This window comes from Polaribacter aestuariivivens, assembly GCF_005885675.1.
GTDB lineage: Bacteria > Bacteroidota > Bacteroidia > Flavobacteriales > Flavobacteriaceae > Polaribacter > Polaribacter aestuariivivens.
The window spans coordinates 221,562-244,245 of record NZ_VANR01000006.1 but is presented as its reverse complement, the minus strand read 5'-3'; the positions used below and the strand labels follow the sequence as shown (position 1 = coordinate 244,245).

Here is a 22,684-nt window from a genome sequence, read left to right as displayed (position 1 = left end):
CCATAGACTTATGTACGCTTCTCCCGTTAGTAATAACGGGAGAGAAACTCTTTTTTTTGTTTTGATTTTTATCATATTATTTTACCATATGTCAACTTTTACAGTTATATTTTAACTGAAAATTTTAGGGTGGTTATAGCATTAGGGCTCACCTCTTCCCATCTCGAACAGAGAAGTTAAGCCTAATAGCGCCGATGGTACTGCATTTATGTGGGAGAGTAGGTCGCTGCCTTTCTTAAATACTGAATCTATTTCAGTATCTATAAGCCTCATATCAAAAGATATGAGGCTTTTTTATTGGTTAAAAGTTAGTATTATTTAAACTTAAATTTCTGTAAAAATTCTAGTTTAACTTTTTCTTTAGCATACATAAAACTCCTAATTCTTCGCGTGATAAATTTTCATTTTTCTTCAATAATCGATTTATTTCATTTTGAAAGAACTTGATAGTTTTGCCGTGTATATATTCATCAATGACTCTTGGGTCGATGTAAGAACTTTTTGCTACTGAAGGTGTATTTCCTAAGTGCTCACTTACTTTAATTACTGCATTTTTAATATTTTTGTCTAATAGCTTTTGATCTTTTTTATCAATTGCACCAATTTCATCTAAAGCCATTGCTGCAATTACTGTTCCTGACCAAGTTCTAAAATCTTTAGCAGAAAACTCTTCGCCCATAATTTCTCTTATATACTCATTTAGATGTTCACTTTTCACATCCTGTTTCAAGCCATCTTTATCAATATATTTAAATATTTCATAACCAGGTAAATCATCAATTTCTTTTACTGTTTTTGCTAATTTTTCATCAATGATATGACTTTCTTGCTCTTTGCCAGATTTACCAGTGTAATTAAATATTAACTCTTTTCCATCAATAGTTAAATGTTTGCTTCTCATTGTGGTAAGTCCATACGTTTCATTTTCTTTTGCATAATAATCACTCCCAGGTCTAAAATAAGCTGCTTCTAATAAACGAACCATACAAGCCAATACTTTTTCTCTACTCGGTTTTTGTTTTCTAAGATGTTGACCAGTTACACGTCTCATGTGTTCTAATTGATCTGCAAAATTTAGAATTCTGTCAAATTTTTGTTTTTCACGTTTTTCTCTATACTTAGGATTATAGATATATTGTTTTCTACTTTTGTCATCTCTTCCAGTAACTAAAACTTTGGCATTCTTTTTTGAACTAATTTCCACATCTGTCCATGCAGGAGGAATAACTAATGATTTAAACCAATCTTTTAGTTTTTTATCTTTTATAGTTTTGTTTTGGTTATTTACATAAGTAAAGCCTTTTCCATATTTTTTTCTGTAATACATTTTTGCATATTTATGCAACTAAATTAGAAAAAAAATAAAATCGATATGAAAGTATTATTAACTCAAATGAAAAAGCTGTTCATAAATTAATTATGAACAGCTTTACTTATTTTTTCGATACTATTATTGTTACATCGCAACTAAATCTCCAGTAACGTCTTTAGAAGGTAATTCTGATTTACCCATTAAATAGATATCTACTTGTCTTGCAGCTTCTCTTCCTTCTGAAATTGCCCAAACAATTAAAGATTGACCTCTTCTCATATCACCCGCAGTAAAAATATTAGAAATGTTTGTTTGGTATTTCCCATAATCAGCTTTATAATTTGAACGAGCATCTCTATGAATACCTAATTTATCTGCTAAAGTACTTTCAGGACCAGTGAAACCAAGTGCTAATAACGCTAAATCACATGGCCAAGTTTTTTCTGTACCTTCAATTTCTATCAATTGTGGTCTTTGTCCCGGAACCATTTTCCACTCAACATTTACGGTTTTTAATGCAGTTAATTTTCCGTTTTTATCTTTTACAAATTCTTTTGTATTGATTAACCAATTACGTTCGGCACCTTCTTCATGAGAAGAAGAAGTTTTAAGCTGTAATGGCCAAAAAGGCCAAGGAGTAGTTCGAGAACGATGTCCTGGAGGTTTTGGCATAATTTCAAAATTAACTACAGATTTAGCTCCATGTCTGTTTGAAGTTCCTATACAATCAGAACCAGTATCTCCACCACCTATTACAATAACATTCTTATCAGTAGCCATTATTTGATTTTTTACTTCCTTACCAAATAATACTTTTGTTTGTTGTGTTAAGAAATCCATTGCTTGTACAACACCATCTGCATCAATTCCTGGAGTTGGTAAACTACGTCTTTCTGTTGCTCCACCACATAAAACTACGGCATCGAATTTTTTTAAATCTTCAACTTTGTAATTAACCCCAACATTTACGTTTGTTTTAAAAACAATACCTTCTGCTTTTAAAATTGCTATTCTTCTGTCGATAATTTCTTTTTCCATTTTGAAATTTGGAATTCCGTATCGTAACAAACCACCAACTTCATCATCTCTTTCGAAAACAGTAACTGTATGACCAGCTCTATTTAATTGTTGTGCGGCAGCTAAACCAGCAGGACCAGAACCAACAACAGCAATTGTTTTTCCTGTTCTTGTTTTTGGAGGTTGTGGCTTAATCCATCCTTCTTTAAAAGCACGTTCTACAATATTTTTTTCAATATTTTCAATAGAAACAGGGTCTTCAATAATGCCTAACACACATGATTTTTCGCAAGGAGCAGGACATAAACGCCCAGTAAATTCTGGAAAATTATTAGTTGAATGCAATATCCAAGATGCTTTTTTCCACTCACCTTGGTGAACCATATGGTTAAAATCTGGAATTAGATTTCCTAATGGGCAACCACTGTGGCAAAATGGAATACCACAATCCATACAACGTGAACCTTGTTTTGTTATTTCTTTTTCTGAAAGTGGTACTGTGAATTCTTTATAATTTTTTACACGATCTTTAACAGAAGTGTATTTTTCATCTTGTCTTTCAAATTCTTTAAATCCTGTTATTTTTCCCATGACATTATGCTTTTGTTAATTCTTCGAACATTGGTTCTTCTGTTTCTAAACGTTCTAGTGCTCTTTTATATTCTGTTGGCATTACTTTTACAAAGTTTTTTAAACTTGTATCCCAATCCGCTAATAAAGAAGTACCTTTTTTACTATCTGTATATAAAACGTGTTTTTCTATTGTTGTTTTTAAATCTAAAGCATCCATATCTGAAATTTCTTCAAATTCAATAGTTTCAGTATTACAAAGGCCGTTTATAAATTTATTTTCAGGATCGTATATGTATGCAATTCCTCCACTCATACCAGCTGCAAAGTTTCTTCCTGTTTTTCCTAAAACGATAACTTTACCACCTGTCATATATTCACAACAATGATCTCCTACACCTTCTACAACTGCGGTTGCTCCTGAGTTACGAACTGCGAACCTTTCACCTGCAATTCCGTTAATAAATGCTTGACCATCTACTGCACCAAACATACAAACGTTACCAACAATGATATTGTTTTCTGCAATAAAATCGGCCTTAGTTGGTTTTTTAACAATTAATTTAGCTCCAGATAATCCTTTTCCTAAATAATCATTTGTGTTTCCATCTAAAATAAAAGTCAATCCATGTGCACCAAATGCTCCAAAACTTTGACCTGCAGACCCTGTGAAATTAATATTTAATGTATCTTCAGGTAAACCTAAATGACCATATATTTTAGAAATTTCGTTACTAACAATTGCACCAACAGTTCTGTTTGTGTTTTTAATAGCATAAGAAAGGTTCATCTTTTCTTTTCTATATAAAGCTCTGTGAGAATCTTTTAATATGGTAAAGTCTAAAACGTCTTCTAAATTATGTTCTTGTTGTTCTGTATTGCTTACAGGAAGGTTATTGTAACCAATTGGTCTGTGCAATATGCTAGATAAATCTAATCCTTTTGCTTTATAATGTTTAATGGCTTTGTTAGCGTTTATTTTATGTGTTTGACCTACCATTTCAGCTAAAGTTCTGAAACCAAGTTCTGCCATTATTTTTCTTAATTCTTCTGCGATATAATAGAAGAAATTAATTACATGTTCTGGTGTACCTTTAAAGTTTTTACGTAATTCTTTGTCTTGCGTTGCAATACCAACAGGACATGTGTTTAAATGACATTTACGCATCATAATACAACCAGAAGCCACTAAAGGAGCTGTTGCAAAACCAAATTCTTCTGCTCCTAATAATGCAGCAATCGCAACATCTCTACCTGTTTTTAATTGGCCATCACACTCTACAACAATTCTACTTCTTAAGTTATTCATTACTAAAGTTTGTTGTGCTTCAGCTAAACCAAGTTCCCAAGGTAAACCTGCGTGTTTTAAAGATGTTAAAGGAGAAGCTCCTGTACCACCATCATAACCAGAAATTAAAACAACGTCTGCTTTTGCTTTTGCAACACCAGCTGCAATTGTTCCTACACCTACTTCTGAAACTAATTTTACATTAATTCTTGCTTCACGATTTGCATTTTTTAAATCGTAGATTAATTGTGCTAAATCTTCAATTGAGTAAATATCATGATGTGGAGGAGGAGAAATTAAACCAACAAAAGGTGTTGAATTTCTTGCGTTTGCAATCCATGGTAAAACTTTGTAGCCAGGTAATTGACCACCTTCGCCAGGTTTTGCACCTTGTGCCATTTTAATTTGAATTTCTTTGGCATTTGTTAAGTAATGTGATGTAACTCCAAATCTACCCGAAGCAACTTGCTTAATCGCGGAATTTCTACTATCACCATTGATATCTTTCTGAAAACGTTTTCTATCTTCACCACCTTCACCAGAATTAGATTTTCCGCCAATTCTGTTCATTGCTATGGCTAAATTTTCGTGTGCTTCTCTAGAAATTGAGCCATATGACATGGCACCAGTTTTGAAGCGTTTTACAATTTCCGTCCAAGGTTCTACTTCTTCTAATGGAATTGGATCTAAATTATCAAATTGAAATAAACCACGAATGGTCATTAAGTTTTCTGATTGTTCATTTATGGCATTCGCATATACGTCGTAACTTTTTTGGTCACTTAAACGAACTGCTTGTTGTAATTTTGCAACTGTAGTTGGATTGAATAAGTGTCGCTCACCATTTCTTCTCCATCTGTAATCTCCTCCAATATTTAAACCTAAATTTTTGTCAATTTGGTTGTCTGGATATGCTTGTTTGTATCTGTTAGAAATTTCTTTTTCAATTTCATATAAACCAATTCCTTCAATTCTTGAAGCTGTGTATGGAAAGTATTTTTCTACAAATTGAGAGTTAAAACCAACAATTTCGAATATTTGAGAACCTCTGTAAGAATGTAAAGTTGAGATTCCTATTTTGTTCATCACCTTTAAAATTCCTTTTCCAATTGCTTTGTTAAAATTATCTACAGCTTGTTGTTCATCAATATCTGTAATAAAACCTTCTTTTACTTGAGCTCTAATAATTTCATTAACCATGTAAGGATTGATGGCACTTGCTCCGTAACCAAATAGCGTTGCAAAATGATGTGGTTCACGAGGTTCTGCAGACTCAATAATGATATCAAAAAAAGAACGTTTTCTTAAACGATTTAACTGGTGATTTACAAAAGAACAAGCTAAAAGAGCTGGAATAGGAGCAAATTCTTGATTTACACCTCTATCTGAAAGAATAATAATATTATTTTTATTATCAATCGCTTTTTCTACTTGCTGTATAATATTATCTAAAGCATCTTCTAATCCGTTTAAACCTTGTGCTTTTGGATATAAGATGTTAATTGTTTTTGCTTTAAAGCTCTCAATATTAATACTTCTTATTTTTTCTAAATCATCATTAGAAATAACAGGGTTTTGAATTCTTAATTTTCTACACTGTCTTTCTGTAATACTAAAAATATTTCTATCTTTTCCTAAGTTTAAACTAATATCTGTTACTATTTCTTCACGAATTCCATCTAAAGGAGGGTTTGTGACCTGTGCAAATAACTGTTTAAAATAGTTAGATATTAATTGAGGTCTGTCAGATAAAACTGCTAAAGGAGTATCAATTCCCATAGAACCTAGAGCCTCTTTACCAACTTGTGCCATTGGCGTAATTACTTCTTGTATATCTTCGAAAGTATAATTAAATAAACGTTGGCGAGTTTTAATATCAATAGTTTCTATTGGACAAGTATCTCCTGTATAAGGAACATCTTTTAAATGCAAACGCGTTTTATCTAACCATTCTTGATAGGGTCTTTCTAAAACAATTTTTGCTTTTATTTCTTCATCTTCAATAATTCTACCTTCATTCATATCTACCAAGAACATTTTTCCTGGTTCTAATCTACCATGTTTTTTTATATCTTCTGGATCGATATCTACAACACCTATTTCAGAAGACATAATTAGTTTTCCGCTTTTTGTAACAGTATATCTTGAAGGTCTTAATCCGTTTCTATCTAATAAAGCACCAATATAATCTCCATCTGTAAATGGAACAGAAGCAGGTCCATCCCAAGGCTCCATAATACAAGCGTTATATTCATAAAAAGCTTTACGCTCTTTAGACATTGTTTTGTGTTTTTCCCACGCTTCAGGAATCATCATCATCATAATTTCTGGTAATGAACGTCCTGTGTGTGTTAATAATTCTACAACCATATCCATTGAAGCAGAATCTGATTTTCCAGGTAAAATTATTGGAAATAATTTGTCTATTTGTGGGCCAAAGACATCGCTTTTCATGATTTCTTCGCGAACACGCATTCTACTAACATTTCCTCTTAATGTGTTTATTTCACCATTTTGACACATGTATCTAAAAGGTTGTGCTAGTTCCCAAGTAGGCATTGTATTTGTTGAAAAACGTTGGTGTACCAATGCTAAACGTGTAACTAAATCTATTTCTTGAAGATCTTTATAATATGGGCCAATATCTTCAGGCATTATAATACCTTTATATATAATGGTTGTTATTGATAAACTTGAAACGTAAAAATATTTACTTTCAGAAATTTTAGAATTGTTAATTTTATGCTCAGCTATTTTTCGTGCAGCATATAATTTTGCCTTGAAAGTGGCTTCATCTAAATTTCCATTTTTACCAATAAATAATTGTTCTGTATTAGGTTCTGATGCTAGAGCAATTGGTCCTAAATGTGAAGAATCTACAGGTACTTGTCTCCATCCTAAGATAGAAAGCCCTTGTTCTTTTATTTCATTTTCGAAAGTAGTTTTACAAAAGTTGTACTGGTTAGTTACTTTAGGTAAAAATACCATTGCAACTGCGTATTCTCTTTGGTTTGGAAGTTCGAAATCACAAACTCTTTTAAAATATTCATGAGGAATATCAATAAGTAATCCAGCACCATCTCCTGTTTTTCCATCTGAACTAACACCACCTCTATGTTCTAGTTTTACTAAAATTTCTAAAGCATCGTGTATAATCTGATTTGTTTTGTCTCCATTTAAATTACAGATAAATCCTGCACCACAATTTTCGTGTTCAAATTCTGGTAAATATAAGCCTTGTTTCTCCATATTTTTCTTCAATTATGTTGGCTAATTTATATTTTTTATTGAGAAAAATTTAATGTTTTGGAGCTTTTATTATAATTTTTATGATGAAAACAAAATTATGCAGTAAATAATTCAGTTATAATAATTAAACCTTTTTATTTTGAGAAAATGACAATAATCAAGAAAACCTGCAAACTTTTTAAATTTGCAGGTAAAATAATTGTATTTTTTTGTGTTTAGTGTTCGTTTAAACGAAAGTCTGGATAAGCATCCATTCCATGTTCGTGAGCATCTAAACCTTCTAATTCTTCTTTTTCGCTAACACGTATTCCCATAGTTTTCTTTAAGGTAAATATGATAATAAATGACGTTGCTAAGCAAAAAGCAGCATAAGAAGCTACACCAATTAATTGGCTTAAAAATTGTTCTCCACTAGCTAAGTTTCCAAAGATACCAACTGCTAATGTTCCCCAAATTCCACAAATTAAGTGAACAGCAATTGCTCCTACAGGATCGTCTAATTTTAACTTATCAATAAGGCTTACCGCAAATACGATTAGTGCACCAGCAATTCCGCCTATTAAAATAGCGTCAGTTGGCGACATTTGATCAGCTCCAGCAGTAATACCTACTAAACCTCCTAAAATTCCGTTTAAGAACATTGTTAAGTCTAAGTTTTTATACATAATTGTAGATACTAATGCAGCAACAACTCCACCAGCTGCAGCAGCTAAACAAGTAGTCACTAAAGTTAAAGATGTTAATGTTGGGTCTGCAGATAAAACTGAACCACCGTTAAATCCAAACCAACCTAACCAAAGTATTAAAACTCCAGCAGTTGCTAATGGAATATTGTGTCCTGGAATTGCTTGTATTTTTCCGTTTTTGAATTTTCCAATTCTAGAACCTAATAAACAAACAGCAACAAGAGCTGCCCAACCACCTACAGAATGTACTAAAGTAGAACCTGCAAAATCGTAAAAAGGAGTTGATAATTGATCTAAAAATCCTCCACCCCATTTCCAAGAACCAGCAATAGGGTAAATAATACCTACATAAATTATTGTAAATATCATAAAAGGTACTATTTTCATTCTTTCTGCAACAGCACCTGATACAATTGTAGCAGCAGTTGCAGCAAACATTCCTTGGAATAAGAAATCTGTCCAGTAAGTATAACCTTCATTGTATGCTAAATCTAAAGTTCCTTCAGCAGTTAAAGGAGACGAAAGTCCGAATACGAAATCTCCTAAATACCCAGAAGCGTTTGCTCCCCATGTTGGATACATTAAATTAAAACCAACTAAAGCATACAGTAATAAACCAACAGTTATAATAAATATGTTTTTAAATAGAATGTTAATTGTGTTTTTTTGTCTTGTTAAACCGATTTCTAAAAATGCAAAACCTAAGTGCATAAAGAATACCAGTGCTGTACAGATCATCATCCATACGTTATTTGTAGTAAGTAATTCCATAATAATGTTTTCTAATCTTTTAGTTTAATGTTTCTCCTCCTTTAACTCCTGTTCTAATTCGGTAAGTTTCTTCAATATTGCTAATAAATATTTTTCCATCACCTACTTCTCCAGTAGAACCAGCATCTAAAATTGCTTTTATTGTAACTTCTTCGAAACTATCGTTAACAACGATAGATAAATATCTTCTTTGGATATCGCTTGTACTATAGCTTACACCTCTGTATACATGACCTTCTTTTTCGTTACCTAAACCAGTAACATCCCAATAAGAGAAGAAGTTTACACCAACTTCGTGTAATGCATCTTTTACAGCACCAAACTTTGATTTTCTTATAATTGCTTCTATTTTTTTCATGAGTAATAAATGTTAGTTAGTTAATATTAGAAAGAATAAACTGCAGCTAATGTTGCTCCTGTCATACTATCTTGTGTTGGAAAACCAGGAATAATCATGTCATCAGAAGTATCATATCTTATTTCTGGAATAATATTTAAGCTTTCTGTTAAAGAAATATTTCCAGATAAAGTAAATGCAGTTACACTTGTATCTCCAGCTCCAGAAGTATACATAAAATACTCAGGTCTAAGACCTAAAGAGAATTTATCAGTAAAACTGTTTTGTAAATATAAAGCTACACCTTGGTAACCAGCATCAGCATCACTAGAATTAGAGTACGCTGCATTAATTCCTACGAAAAATGAATCTGAAACATCAAAACCACCTGTATAATCTAAATACAATACATCATTAAATCCAAATCCGTCAGCTCCATAAGCAAGGTTAAAGTATTGTCCTTTATAACCAGTTTGGAAACCTAATTGATAATTTGTACTTGGATTAGCACCTGCAGTAATACCATGAGGGTTCGTTACAGCTAACATAAATGATAAGTCTTCAGATGCTGCATAATCCATTTTTAAACCAGTATGAGAGAATGGACCTGCATTGAATAAATACGAAACAGAGTAGTTAAAGTTTCCTGCAGGAGAAATAACCTCATAACCATACCATGTATTAAATTGTCCTAAGCTAAAAGTAATTTTATCTGAGGCTTTGTAATAAGCATATAATTGATTTATTGCTCCTTCATATGCATTTGCTGCATTTGCTCTTGGACCATAAGTTAAATCTGCTACAACTCCTGCTTTTCCTTTTTCATAAGAAAAAATAGTGTTTGCCATTCCTAATCCAAAACCGTTTGCAGCACCACTACCACCATATAAAATACCAACGCTACCAAGTGAGTTGTCTTTAAGGTTGCTTGTGTAATAAGTATCTACAGTTCCACTAACCGTAAATGTTCCTTTTTCTTCTTGTGCATTTGCTACTAAACTTGTAGCTACTAGTAAAGTTAAAATGATTTTTTTCATAATAAAATGTTCTTTTAGTTGTGTTTTTATTTTTATTGAACGGGTCAAATGTATGTTTTTATATTTTAATTTTAGGGGTTGTTTTTTTAAAAACTATGTTTTTTAATTTTAACCCCTCAAAAAAAAGGGGGTTAAATTGAGATTAATTTATTTTAGAGTTTTTTAACACTTTAATATATAGGGTTGTTAAAAAACAAGGTTATAATTTTGAGAAATTCATAAAAATGCACTTTTTGAAAAAAAAGTTCATTTTGTTGTATTTTTGAGCTATGAAATATCCATTTTCTTACATTATTAAGCTTCAGTTTTTAGGATTTCGATTTTCTGGTTGGCAAAAACAAACAAATGCCAAGACTTTACATGATATGGTAGATAAAACCATTTCTTTTGTGGTAGAAAAAGGAACTTACAAGACTATTGGAGTGGGTAGAACTGATGCAAAAGTATCTGCAAACTCTTATTATTTACAGCTTTTTACAGTTGATGAAGTTGAAGAAGTAAGTTTTTTGAATACTTTAAACTCAAATTTCTCTGCGGATTTTAAAGCGCTTTCTATAAATAAGGTTGAAAGAAATTATAATATTATTAATGTACCTAAAATAAAAGAGTATCATTATTATTTTGCACATGGTGAAAAAAGCCATCCATTTTCTGCGCCTTTTATGGTTTCAGTTGAAGGTGATTTGGATATTGAAAATATGATGAAAGCTGCAAAAATCTTTCAAGGAGAACATTATTTTCATAAATACTGTACAAAACCGTCAGTAAACACGATTCTAAAAAGAGTAATTGATTCTTGTGAAATTGTTGAAAATGATATTTTGACAGCTAATTTTTTTCCTGAGAAAAGTTATGTTTTAAAAGTACGCGGAAAAGGTTTTTTAAGATATCAAATTCGTTTAATGATGGCAACTTTGTTTGAAGTAGGAAAAGGAAACCTCGATTTAAATTTTATTAAAGCTTCTTTATGTGAAGATAATGATAGAAAGTTTATGCGAAATATTGCGCCTGCATCTGGTTTGCAATTGTTTGATATCGAGTTAGAAAATTTGTAGATAAACAACTTTGCGAAAAGATTTGCCAAGTTTGTTTGTGCTCTTTTTTAAAAAAAACGAGTGTCTTTGAGTTTCAATTAAGTTAAACTGTAGTTGTGATTTGAAAAGTAGTGATAAAAAAATCCACCTAGAAAAAGATGGATTTTTATACTTTATATATAATGAGTGAGTTTAGCCTTTGATAACCCCTCTCGAAATTACAATTTTCTGAATTTCTGATGTTCCTTCGTAAATCTGTGTAATTTTTGCATCACGCATTAAACGTTCTACATGATATTCTTTTACAAAACCATTTCCACCGTGAATTTGTACAGCTTCCACAGTTTGTTCCATGGCAACTTTACTTGCGTATAATTTTGCCATTGCAGAAGACATGTCGTAATTATTACCTTGGTCTTTATCCCAAGCAGCTTTCATTACCAACATTCTAGCAGCTTCAATTTCTGTGTACATATCTGCTAATTTAAAGGCAATTGCTTGATGATTACAGATTTCTGTACCAAAAGCTTTACGTTCTTTAGAGTATTTTAAAGCCAATTCGTATGCACCTGAAGCAATTCCTAAAGCTTGTGCTGCAATTCCAATTCTTCCACCAGAAAGTGTTTTCATTGCGAACTTAAAACCAAAACCATCTTCACCAATTCTGTTTTCTTTCGGTATTTTTACATCGTTGAATTGTAAAGTGTGAGTATCTGAACCACGAATTCCTAATTTGTCTTCTTTTGGACCAATATGAAAACCTTCAGTCCCTTTTTCAACAATAAAAGCGTTGATTCCTCTATGTCCTTTTGCTCTATCTGTTTGTGCAATTACTAAATATACATCTGCTCGTCCACCACTTGTAATCCAGTTTTTTGTTCCGTTAATCACATAATGGTCGCCTTTGTCTTCTGCAGTTGTGGCTTGTGAAGTTGCGTCTGAGCCAGCTTCTGGTTCGCTTAAACAAAATGCACCCACAAATTCACCTGTAGCTAATTTTGTCAAGTATTTTTGTTTTTGATCTTCATTTCCATAAGCTTCTAAGCCATAACAAACTAAAGAGTTGTTTACGGAAACAATTACAGAGGCAGAAGCATCTATTTTAGATAATTCTTCCATAATTAATACGTAAGAAATGGCATCCATTCCACTTCCTCCATATTTTGGATCAACCATAATTCCCATAAAACCTAAATCGCCCATTTTTCGAACCAATTCTTGTGGAAACTCTTGTTTGTTGTCTCTTTCAATAACTCCTGGTAGTAATTCGGTTTGTGCAAAGTCTCTTGCAGCATCGCGAATCATTATATGTTCTTCTGTTAAACTAAAATCCATAGTAAGTATTATTATATTCGTAATTTAAGAGTGTAAAGATATCGATTTCGTAACATATTTTCAATAGACTTTTGTTATTTTTACAGATATGAATAAAAAAGAGGTATTTTCAATAGGGGTAATGTCTGGAACGTCTTTAGATGGGGTAGATTTGGTTTATGTAAAATTTGAAAAAAATAATTATTCTAATTTTGAAATTTTACATGCAACAACAATTCCATATTCATCAGAATGGAGGCAGATGTTGCAAAGTGCAATTCAAAGTTCAAACAAAGAATTAGAAAAATTAGATGTTGTTTACGGAAAGTACTTAGGCGAAGTCATCAATAACTTTATATATAACTTCAAAATTAATAATATTGATTTTGTAGCTTCTCATGGGCATACAATTTTGCATCAGCCAGAAAAAGGAATTACCCTGCAAATAGGCTCAGGTAAAGAAATTGCAAAAGTCACAAAACAGAAAGTAGTTTGCGATTTTAGAACACAAGATGTGAAATTGGGTGGACAAGGAGCGCCTTTAGTGCCAATTGGAGATAAATTATTGTTTTCTGAATATGACTTTTGTTTAAATTTAGGTGGGTTTTCCAATATTTCATACGATGAAAATGAAAAAAGAATTGCCTTTGATGTTTGTCCAGTAAATATTGTTTTGAATTTTTATGCAAATAAGTTAGGTTTAGAGTATGATAAGTCAGGAAAAATTGCATCTGGAGGAAATATAAATCAGCAGTTGTTAGAAAAATTAAATTCGTTGGAGTTTTATAAGCAAAAACCACCAAAATCATTAGGTTTAGAATGGGTGCAACAAGAAATACTTCCGTTAATTAATAGCTTTGAAAATGACGTGCCAATAATTTTAAGAACTCTTGTGGAGCATACTGCCATTCAAATAAGTAAAGTTATTGCTGGTAATAATTCCATTTTAGTAACTGGAGGCGGCTTTTTTAATGATTTTCTTATGGAAAGAATTAATAATATTTCAAAAATTCATATTCAGCACGTTTCAAAAGATTTAATTAATTACAAAGAAGCCTTAATTTTTGCTCTATTAGGTTTGTTAAGGATTGATAATCAAATAAATTGCTTAAAAAGTGTAACAGGTGCAAGTAAAAATCATTCATCTGGTGAAATTTTTTATCCCTAGTTTTTAATTTAAAAATTTGAGTAGTCATTTTTTTAATTTAAATTTGTTAAGTTATAATTAATAATTTTAAAATATTCTACGAAATGAATCAGCTTTAACTTTTGAATACTAAATTAAAATAGTAAAAATTGCACAAAAGAATCATAGTAAATAAGTTGAAAATTTGAACAAAATAGAATGAAAGAATTATTAAAAAAATACGAAAATAAACAACCAGAAATTGTGTTTCATTGGAAAGATCAAGAAACAGATGCTGAAGGTTGGACAGTTATAAACTCTTTAAGAGGAGGTGCAGCTGGTGGAGGAACCAGAATGAGAAAAGGCTTAGATATGAACGAAGTTTTATCTTTGGCTAAAACAATGGAAGTGAAGTTTACCGTTTCTGGACCAGCAATAGGAGGTGCAAAATCTGGAATTAATTTTGATCCAAACGACCCAAGAAAAAGAGGTGTTTTAGAACGTTGGTACAAAGCAGTAACACCGCTTTTAAAACACTATTACGGAACTGGAGGAGATTTAAATGTAGATGCAGACAAAGATGTTATTCCAATTACTGAAAATTGTGGAGTTTGGCATCCACAAGAAGGTATTTTTAACGGGCATTTTAAACCTACAGAAGCCGATAAAATAAATAGAATTGGGCAATTACGTTTGGGCGTAATTAAAGTGATAGAAAATAAGTTTTTTTCACCAGATTTATCCAGAAAATATACTGTAGCAGACATGTTAACAGGTTATGGAGTTTCTGAGGCAGTAAAACATTATTACAATATTTACGGAGGTAAAATCGAAGGAAAAAGAGCTATTGTACAAGGCTTTGGAAACGTAGGTTCAGCAGCTGCATATTATTTAACACAATTAGGTGCTAAAGTTGTAGGAATTATAGATAGAGATGGAGGTCTTATAAATAATGAAGGGTTTTCTATGGAAGAAATTACAGATTTATTTTTATCAAAAGACGGAAATAAATTAGTTTCTAAAAATATGATTCCTTTTGATGAAATTAATCAAAAAATATGGAGTTTGCCTGCAGAAATTTTTGTTCCAGCTGCAGCCTCAAGATTGGTTTCTAAAGAACAAGTACAGCAGATGATAGATACAGGTCTAGAGGTAATTTCTCCTGGAGCAAATGTTCCTTTTGCAGATAAAGAAATTTTCTTTGGACCAATTATGGAGTATACAGACAATCACTTGAGTTTAATACCAGATTTTATATCAAACTGTGGTATTGCAAGAGTTTTTGCTTATTTAATGGAGGCTAGAGTAGATTTGCCTATGCAAGACAAAGCTATTTTTGATGATACATCAAACGTGATAAAACGAGCGCTTCAGAAAACATTTAAAAAAAGCGCATCAAAAACAAAAATATGTTCAACAGCGTTTGAGATAGCGCTAAAACAACTGATTTAATTTAAAATAAAAATATGGAATCAATAATTATTATAGTATTCGTAATGGGGTATTTAGCCATTACGTTAGAGCACAACTTAAAATTAGATAAATTAATACCAGCCTTAATAATGATGGCGGTTTGTTGGGCATTAGTTGCTTTAGGAATCGATAATTTTTCTAATTGGTTTGATTCCGCAAATCATGGTTTGGTAGATGGTTTTGCATCTATGTTACATGATGATAAGCTACATTTAGTTGAAGAAACACTATTGCATCACTTAGGAAAAACAGCAGAAATATTAGTATTTCTTCTAGGAGCAATGACAATAGTAGAAATTATTGATTATTTTGATGGGTTTTCTACCATTAAAGGTTATGTAAACTTTAAAAGTAAAAAGAAGCTTTTGTGGATGTTTGCAATTTTAGCATTTATATTATCTGCAATAATTGATAATTTAACCGCAACAATTGTATTGATTTCTATTTTACAAAAAATTGTAAAAACTAGAGATGATAGAATTTGGTTTGCAGGTTTAATTATTATCGCAGCAAACGCAGGTGGTGCATTTTCTCCAATTGGAGATGTAACTACAACAATGCTTTGGATAGGTGACAGAGTAAGTACAGGAATGTTGTTTACGTATTTATTTTTACCTTCTTTATTGTGTATGGTTGTTCCAACGTTTATTGCTACTTTTTTACCTGCATTTAAAGGAGAAATTGATTTTGATGAAAATGAGGTGGAAAAGCCTAAAAGTCCACACAGTGGAAGAATGCTATATTTAGGTTTAGGAGCTATTTTATTTGTTCCAGTTTTTAAAACAGTAACTCATTTACCACCATATGTAGGTATGATGCTTTCCTTAGCTATTGTTGCTACTTTTGCTGAAATTTATAGTAACTCTAAGTTTTCTATCTCAAGTATAGAAGGAGAAGAAGCAGACGAACATGAAATGGGGGCGCATCACAGCCCTGTTCATTCATCTTTATCTAAAATTGAAATGCCAAGTATTTTATTTTTCTTAGGTATTTTAATGGCAGTAGCTGCTTTAGAATCTTTAGGAATTCTGTTTAATTTTGCAGATAGTTTAAAAGAAGGAATTCCATTAATTGGTTCTGAGTTAGAGGGTACAGCTGTATCAGATTTAGTTGTAATTTTATTAGGAATTGGTTCTGCAGTGATAGACAATGTTCCATTAGTAGCAGCTAGTTTAGGTATGTTTTCTGAACCTTTAGATAATCCTTTATGGCACTTCATCGCTTTTTCTGCAGGTACAGGAGGCTCAATGTTAATAATTGGTTCTGCTGCAGGTGTAGTAGCTATGGGTATGGAAAAAATTGATTTTTTCTGGTATTTGAAAAAAATATCTTGGCTAGCGTTAGTTGGTTTTTTAATTGGTTCTGTAGCATTTGTAGTATTAAGAATGTTTATTTAATATAAGAAACATAAATATAAAATGTCATTTCATACTTGCTTTGAAATGGCATTTTTTATGCGTTATAAATTGATTCATAAAATGAAACAATTTTAAAAAAAAATAGTCGTTAATGTAAAGAACATAAAAAAATATTCATGTTATCATTTTTTCAAGAAAATACAGCATTGTTAGAAGAAACAATTCCGGAAGAAAAAACATTATCCATCTACAAGTTAATTATGGATGGCGGTTTAGGTGGGCAAATAATTATATCCATTCTTTTTATACTATTAGCGGTAGCTATATATATTTATTTCGAACGATTTTTTGCAATCAAAGCCGCTTCTAAAGTCGATAAAAACTTTATGAATCAAATTAGAGATTATGTGTCTAATGGAAAGTTAGAGTCTGCAGATGCACTCTGTAAAAGTAAAAACACACCAACAGCAAGATTAATAGGTAAAGGAATTTCCAGAATAGGGAAGCCATTAGAAGATATAAACACAGCTATTGAAACTGCTGGAAAATTAGAGGTTTATCAACTCGAAAAAAATGTAAGTGTTTTGGCTACAATTGCTGGTGCAGCACCAATGATTGGGTTTTTAGGAACTGTAATTGGAATGATTGTTGCAATTCATGAAATAGCAAATGCTGGCGGACAAATAGATATTAAAATGTTATCAGATGGATTATATACAGCTATGACAACCACAGTTGCAGGTTTAATTGTGGGAATTATTGCTTACATAACCTATAATCATTTAGTGGTTAGAACAGATAAAGTTGTATATCAAATGGAAGCAAAATCTGTAGAGTTTTTAGACTTGTTAAACGAACCAGTATAAATAAGTTCAAGGTTTAAAGTTTCGAATTCAAAGTTCTCAGAGTCGAGTCTTAAACTTTAAATATTAAATCCTGAATCTTAAATTTTGAATACAAAGTATGAATTTACGCGGAAGAAATAAAGTCGATCCAACATTCAATATGTCATCAATGACAGATATTGTTTTTTTATTACTAATATTTTTTATGCTAACATCCACATTGGTAACAGTAAGTGCCATAGATGTTTTGTTGCCAAAAGCTGGTGGTAAAACAGAAAACAATACATCTGTAGCAGTAACAATTACCAGTAAATCATTGTTTTATATTGACAAGACTAAAGTAAGTTCCTCAGAATTAGAAAGTGCGATTTTAAATAAAGTAGGTACAGATAAAAAGAAAACAATTGTAATTAGAGGCGATAAAGATGTTCCTTATAAAAACGTGATGAAAGTAATTGACATCGCAAATAAGAACAAATTAAAAATGATTTTAGCGGTAAAAGGCAAATAATATTTTGGGCGTTTTAACGGGCTTTCCACTATATCTTTTTGCTCAAAAAAGCAAAAAGGATGTCGTTTCAATCCCTAACGCAAGAGCTTATTTAACAGAATAAGGAATAATTTAAATATGACAATAATTCTTTACAGAAGAAAATGAAAATATTAGAAACAAAACATAAACGAAAATCGGCATTAATAACATTAATAATTTTAATGTTATTAGTATTTGCTATTTTCAATTATGGAATGCAATATTTAGATCCACCAGAAGAATATGGATTGGCTATAAATTTTGGAGATTCTAATGTTGGTATGGGACAACCTGTCGTAAACTCAAAAAAAACAGCGCCAAAAGTTGTCGAGAAAAAAGAAGAAGTAGTTGAAGAGGTAAAAGAAACTCCCAAAGAAATAATCAAAGAAGAAATTATTACAGAAGATACTACAGAGGATGTTCCAGTAGTTGAAAAAGTTGAAGAAAAAAAGAAAGAACCTGTAAAAGAAGTTGTTAAAAAAGAAGTAAAACCTCAAGAAAAACCAAAGCCAAAACCATCAAAAGAAAACCAAGATGCCTTAAATAAATTGTTAAACGGAAATTCTTCAGACGGAAAACCAAAAGGGGAAGGAGATGATAAGATTGAAGGTGTAAAAGGTAAAGAAGGAGGAGATCCAACTTCCTCTAAATATTATGGAAATACAGGAAGTGGTTCAGGTGGAAATTACAATTTAGCAGGAAGAAAAGCATTGTCAAAGCCTAAAGAGCAACCAGATTGTCAAGAAGAAGGTATAGTTGTGGTAAGAATCACAGTTGATAAAAACGGAAAAGTAATTAGTGCAATTCCTGGAGTAAAAGGTTCTACAAACACAGCAGCTTGTTTATTAAAACCAGCAAAAGAAGCAGCATTAAAAACAAAATGGAATTCTGACTCTAAAGCTCCTTCAAAACAAGTAGGAACTATTATTTATAAATTTTCTCTGTCTAAATAATCCTGTATTTTTGTAGTCTTGTCATATCTTTGATAGCAAGAATCTTATTTTTATATTATATGACATACAAAGAAACTTTACATTGGATGTTTGCACAATTACCAATGTATCAAAGAGAGGGTAAAACTGCATTTAAAAAAGATTTAACCAATATTTTAGCGTTTTCAAAAGAGTTAAACTTTCCAGAAAAAAAGTTTAAAACGATTCATGTTGGAGGTACAAATGGAAAAGGATCCACAAGTCATATGTTGGCTTCAATTTTACAAGAAGCTGGTTATAAAGTAGGCTTGTATACTTCTCCCCATCTAAAAAACTTTACAGAGCGAATCCGAATTAATGGAAAGGAAATTCCAAGACGAAAAGTTTCTTCATTTATAAAAAAACACAAGTTCTTTTTGGAAAAACAAAAACTATCTTTTTTTGAAATGACAGTGGGTTTAGCTTTTGATTTTTTTGCTGAAGAAAAAGTAGATATTGCTGTTGTAGAAGTTGGTTTAGGAGGTAGATTAGATTCTACAAATATTATAACTCCAGAAGTTTCAGTAATTACTAATATCGGACTAGATCATACACAGTTTTTAGGAGAAACGCTACCTGAGATTGCATTTGAAAAAGCAGGAATTATCAAAAATAATATTCCAGTTGTTATTGGAGAAGAGCAAGAAGAGGTAAGGCAAGTATTTGTTAAAAAAGCAGAAGAAACAAAGTCTAAGATAGTTTTCGCTTCAAAAAATAAAGGAATTTTTAAAACAGACTTGTTGGGTGAGTATCAGCAAAAAAATTCAAAAACAGCAGTAACAGCAATTCAGCAATTACAAAATTTTACCATTTCTAAGAAAAATATCAACGATGGATTATTAAACGTTGTAAAGAATACCAACTTAAAAGGCAGATGGCAGGTTTTACAAGAAACTCCAAAAGTAATTTGCGATACAGCTCATAATAAAGAAGGTTTAGCAATTGTTTTAAATCAATTAAAAAAAGAAAAATATAACAAATTACATATTGTTTTGGGAGTTGTGTCCGACAAAAAACTAGAAGATGTTTTTCCATTATTTCCAAAATCTGCAACTTACTATTTTTGTAAACCAAATATTCCAAGAGGTCTTTCTGAAGACGTTCTATATGAAAAAGCAAAAGAATTTCACTTGTTCGGAAAAAAATATTTATCAGTAGAAAAAGCATTTTTTCACGCACTAAGTGATGCAAATCAGGAAGATATAATTTATGTCGGAGGAAGTACATTTGTTGTCGCAGAAATAATTTAAATAAAAATCATTTTTTTATTTGGTAGATTAAAAAAGCGTATTATATTTGCATCCGCTTAGGGCAATTAGCTCAGTTGGTTCAGAGCACCTCGTTTACACCGAGGGGGTCGGGGGTTCGAATCCCTCATTGCCCACCAAATTAAAATCCTCCACAATTTGTGGAGGATTTTTTTATGTTTCATATTTACGGTATTTTTAATTACCATTTTTGTACATTCGCTTTTTAGTAAAAAATAAACTACTATTAATGAATATTAATTTATCAGGAAAAAAAATAGTTGTAACTGGAGGTGCTGGTTTTATTGGTTCTAACCTCTGTGAAGCTTTACTTGATAAAAAAAATGAGGTTATTTGTCTCGATAACTTTTCAACAGGAAAAGTAGAAAATATAAAACCTTTTTTATCAAATTCAAACTTTACTTTAATTGAAGGTGATATTCGAAACTTAAACACTTGTTTAGGGGTTACCAAAAATGCTGATTATGTTTTACATCAAGCAGCTTTGGGTTCTGTTCCAAGATCCATAAACGATCCAATTACTACAAATGACGTAAATGTTGGAGGTTTTTTAAATATGTTAATTGCTTCCAGAGATAATAAGATAAAACGTTTTGTTTATGCAGCGAGCTCTTCAACCTATGGAGACTCTGAATCGCTTCCAAAGGTAGAGGATAAAATAGGAAAACCACTTTCTCCATATGCGGTTACTAAATATGTAAACGAATTATATGCAGATGTTTTTTCAAAAACCTACGGTCTAGAAACTATTGGTTTGCGTTACTTTAATGTTTTTGGAAAAAAACAAAACCCTAATGGAGCTTATGCGGCTGTAATTCCTAAATTTGTAAATCAATTGATAAATTTAGAATCACCTACAATTAACGGCGATGGTTTAAATTCAAGAGATTTTACATATATAGATAATATTGTTCAAATTAATTTATTGAGTTTAGTAGCTAATAAAAAATCTGTGAATACAGTTTATAACGCAGCTTATGGAGAAAGAAATACTCTAAATGACTTAATGAGTTTTTTAAAATATTACTTATCTGAATATAATCCTGAAATAAAAAACGTAGAAATTTTATATGGTGATAATAGGATAGGAGATATTCCTCATTCACATGCAAGTATTTTAAAAGCAAATAAAAAATTAAATTATAACCCTAAATTCTCTTTAAAACAAGGTCTTGAGAAATCTATTAAATGGTACTGGAAAAATTTAAAAAATGAGTAAAATTAATATTTGTATAGTTGGTTTAGGATATGTTGGTTTGCCTTTAGCAAGACTTTTTGCTACAAAGTATCCTGTAGTTGGTTTTGATGTTAATGAGCGTAGAATAAGTGAACTGAATGATGGAGAAGATTCTACTTTAGAGATTGAAAAGACAGTCTTGACATCTGTGTTGAAAACTAAAAATACATTAAAAAATGGACTTTTTTGTACTTCTCAAATCGATGATATTTTAAACTGTAATCACTTTATTATTACAGTTCCAACTCCCATAGATAAAAACAATAAACCTCTGTTAACTCCTTTAATTAAAGCTAGTGAAACAGTTGGTAAAGTTTTAAAAAAAGGAGATATCGTAATTTATGAATCTACAGTTTACCCTGGGGCTACAGAAGAAGATTGCGTTCCTGTTTTAGAAAAATTTTCAAATTTAAAATTTAATAAAGATTTTTATGTAGGTTACTCTCCTGAAAGGATAAATCCAGGGGATAAGAAACACACCGTTGAAAAGATATTGAAAGTAACTTCAGGTTCAACAATAGAAATTGGGCAAAAAGTTGATAATTTGTATAAATCAGTTATCACAGCTGGTACTCATTTAGCACCTACTATAAAAGTAGCAGAGGCAGCTAAAGTGATTGAAAATTCTCAGAGAGATATAAATATTGCTTTTGTAAATGAATTAGCAAAAATTTTCAATTTAATGGATATCAATACGCAAGATGTTTTGACTGCAGCAGGTACTAAATGGAATTTTCTTCCATTCAAACCAGGTTTAGTTGGTGGGCATTGTATTGGTGTTGATCCTTACTATTTAGCTCAAAAAGCACAAGAGTTTGGTTATCACCCAGAAATTATTTTGGCAGGAAGAAGAGTTAATGACTCTATGGGTGAATATGTTGCTTCTGAGGTGATTAAATTAATGATTAAAGAAGGTGTTGAAGTAAAGAATGCAGATGTATTGGTTTTGGGGATAACATTTAAAGAAGATTGTCCCGATGTTAGAAATACAAAAGCTGTAGATGTTGTTAATGAATTAATTGATTTTGGCACAAATGTGACGATTTACGATCCAGCAGCAAATTCGGAAGAGGTAGAAAAAGAATATAATTTAAAGTCTCAAAATATACTTCCAAATAAAAAATTTGATGCTATTGTTTTAACGGTTGCTCACAAAGAATTTAAAAAATTAAATTTAAAAAAAATAAGAAAGAATAAATCTGTTATTTATGATGTTAAAAATTTTTTTCCATCAGAAGTAATAAATAAGTCACTGTAAA

The 22,684-nt window shown here is 31.2% G+C and carries 17 protein-coding genes, 1 tRNA gene and 1 rRNA gene; 12 read left to right on the top strand and 7 right to left on the bottom strand.

Annotated features, from left to right (window positions below):
• Nucleotides 1-125: 125 nt before the first annotated feature.
• Nucleotides 126-235: ribosomal RNA gene (gene rrf, locus FDT66_RS12420) — 5S ribosomal RNA — on the top strand.
• A gap of 108 nt (nucleotides 236-343) precedes the next feature.
• Here the strand turns inward: rrf and FDT66_RS12415 are convergent.
• The 6 genes from FDT66_RS12415 to FDT66_RS12390 form a co-directional block, all read right to left on the bottom strand.
• Nucleotides 344-1,327 (bottom strand): DNA topoisomerase IB, encoded by a 984-nt coding sequence (locus FDT66_RS12415; RefSeq protein ID WP_138537019.1) that lies wholly within the window; start codon nucleotides 1,325-1,327, stop codon nucleotides 344-346.
• Between the two features lie 129 nt (nucleotides 1,328-1,456).
• Nucleotides 1,457-2,920 carry a glutamate synthase subunit beta gene (locus tag FDT66_RS12410; RefSeq protein ID WP_138537017.1) on the bottom strand — a complete coding sequence of 488 codons (1,464 nt, stop codon included), beginning with the start codon at nucleotides 2,918-2,920 and terminating at the stop codon, nucleotides 1,457-1,459.
• Nucleotides 2,921-2,924: 4 nt separating this feature from the next.
• Nucleotides 2,925-7,436 carry a glutamate synthase large subunit gene (gltB, locus tag FDT66_RS12405; protein WP_138537015.1) on the bottom strand — a complete coding sequence of 1,504 codons (4,512 nt, stop codon included), beginning with the start codon at nucleotides 7,434-7,436 and terminating at the stop codon, nucleotides 2,925-2,927.
• Nucleotides 7,437-7,651: 215 nt separating this feature from the next.
• Entirely contained in the window at nucleotides 7,652-8,893 is a 1,242-nt protein-coding gene (locus FDT66_RS12400) for an ammonium transporter (protein ID WP_138537013.1), read from the bottom strand.
• A 19-nt stretch (nucleotides 8,894-8,912) separates the two neighbouring features.
• A complete protein-coding gene (locus FDT66_RS12395; RefSeq protein ID WP_138537011.1) occupies nucleotides 8,913-9,251 on the bottom strand; it encodes a P-II family nitrogen regulator in 339 nt (112 codons plus the stop codon).
• Between the two features lie 26 nt (nucleotides 9,252-9,277).
• Entirely contained in the window at nucleotides 9,278-10,267 is a 990-nt protein-coding gene (locus FDT66_RS12390; protein WP_138537009.1) for an outer membrane beta-barrel protein, read from the bottom strand.
• Nucleotides 10,268-10,536: 269 nt separating this feature from the next.
• On the opposite strand from FDT66_RS12390, the gene FDT66_RS12385 reads away from it, so the two are divergent.
• Nucleotides 10,537-11,322 (top strand): tRNA pseudouridine synthase A, encoded by a 786-nt coding sequence (locus FDT66_RS12385; RefSeq protein ID WP_138537007.1) that lies wholly within the window; start codon nucleotides 10,537-10,539, stop codon nucleotides 11,320-11,322.
• Nucleotides 11,323-11,493: 171 nt separating this feature from the next.
• Here FDT66_RS12385 and FDT66_RS12380 read toward each other — a convergent pair whose 3' ends face one another.
• The gene (locus FDT66_RS12380; protein ID WP_138537005.1) at nucleotides 11,494-12,636 is read right to left on the bottom strand and encodes an acyl-CoA dehydrogenase; all 1,143 of its coding nucleotides are present in this window, start codon (nucleotides 12,634-12,636) and stop codon (nucleotides 11,494-11,496) included.
• 88 nt (nucleotides 12,637-12,724) lie between these two features.
• Here FDT66_RS12380 and FDT66_RS12375 point away from each other — a divergent pair, with 88 nt between their 5' ends.
• The 10 genes from FDT66_RS12375 to FDT66_RS12330 all read left to right on the top strand — a co-directional run bounded on the left by FDT66_RS12375 (nucleotide 12,725) and on the right by FDT66_RS12330 (nucleotide 22,683).
• Nucleotides 12,725-13,783: an anhydro-N-acetylmuramic acid kinase gene (locus tag FDT66_RS12375; RefSeq protein ID WP_138537003.1), complete on the top strand. Its 1,059-nt coding sequence runs from the start codon at nucleotides 12,725-12,727 to the stop codon at nucleotides 13,781-13,783.
• A gap of 177 nt (nucleotides 13,784-13,960) precedes the next feature.
• A complete protein-coding gene (locus FDT66_RS12370; RefSeq protein WP_138537001.1) occupies nucleotides 13,961-15,193 on the top strand; it encodes a Glu/Leu/Phe/Val dehydrogenase dimerization domain-containing protein in 1,233 nt (410 codons plus the stop codon).
• Between the two features lie 14 nt (nucleotides 15,194-15,207).
• On the top strand, nucleotides 15,208-16,611 hold the full coding sequence (gene nhaD, locus FDT66_RS12365; RefSeq protein ID WP_138536999.1) for a sodium:proton antiporter NhaD: 1,404 nt from the start codon (nucleotides 15,208-15,210) through the stop codon (nucleotides 16,609-16,611).
• A gap of 137 nt (nucleotides 16,612-16,748) precedes the next feature.
• Nucleotides 16,749-17,438, top strand: a complete 690-nt coding sequence (locus tag FDT66_RS12360) for a MotA/TolQ/ExbB proton channel family protein (RefSeq protein WP_138536998.1) — start codon at nucleotides 16,749-16,751, stop codon at nucleotides 17,436-17,438.
• A 97-nt stretch (nucleotides 17,439-17,535) separates the two neighbouring features.
• Nucleotides 17,536-17,928 (top strand): ExbD/TolR family protein, encoded by a 393-nt coding sequence (locus FDT66_RS12355; protein ID WP_138536996.1) that lies wholly within the window; start codon nucleotides 17,536-17,538, stop codon nucleotides 17,926-17,928.
• 143 nt (nucleotides 17,929-18,071) lie between these two features.
• Nucleotides 18,072-18,902, top strand: coding sequence for an energy transducer TonB family protein (locus tag FDT66_RS12350; protein ID WP_138536994.1), 831 nt, complete (start codon nucleotides 18,072-18,074; stop codon nucleotides 18,900-18,902).
• 59 nt (nucleotides 18,903-18,961) lie between these two features.
• Nucleotides 18,962-20,170, top strand: a complete 1,209-nt coding sequence (locus tag FDT66_RS12345) for a bifunctional folylpolyglutamate synthase/dihydrofolate synthase (RefSeq protein WP_138536992.1) — start codon at nucleotides 18,962-18,964, stop codon at nucleotides 20,168-20,170.
• 59 nt (nucleotides 20,171-20,229) lie between these two features.
• Nucleotides 20,230-20,307: transfer RNA gene (locus tag FDT66_RS12340), tRNA-Val, on the top strand.
• A gap of 110 nt (nucleotides 20,308-20,417) precedes the next feature.
• Complete coding sequence (locus FDT66_RS12335; protein WP_138536990.1) at nucleotides 20,418-21,407, top strand: SDR family oxidoreductase; 990 nt, start codon at nucleotides 20,418-20,420, stop codon at nucleotides 21,405-21,407.
• Complete coding sequence (locus tag FDT66_RS12330) at nucleotides 21,400-22,683, top strand: nucleotide sugar dehydrogenase (protein ID WP_138536988.1); 1,284 nt, start codon at nucleotides 21,400-21,402, stop codon at nucleotides 22,681-22,683. The genes FDT66_RS12335 and FDT66_RS12330 overlap by 8 nt, the downstream gene beginning before the upstream one ends.
• Nucleotide 22,684: the final 1 nt, after the last annotated feature.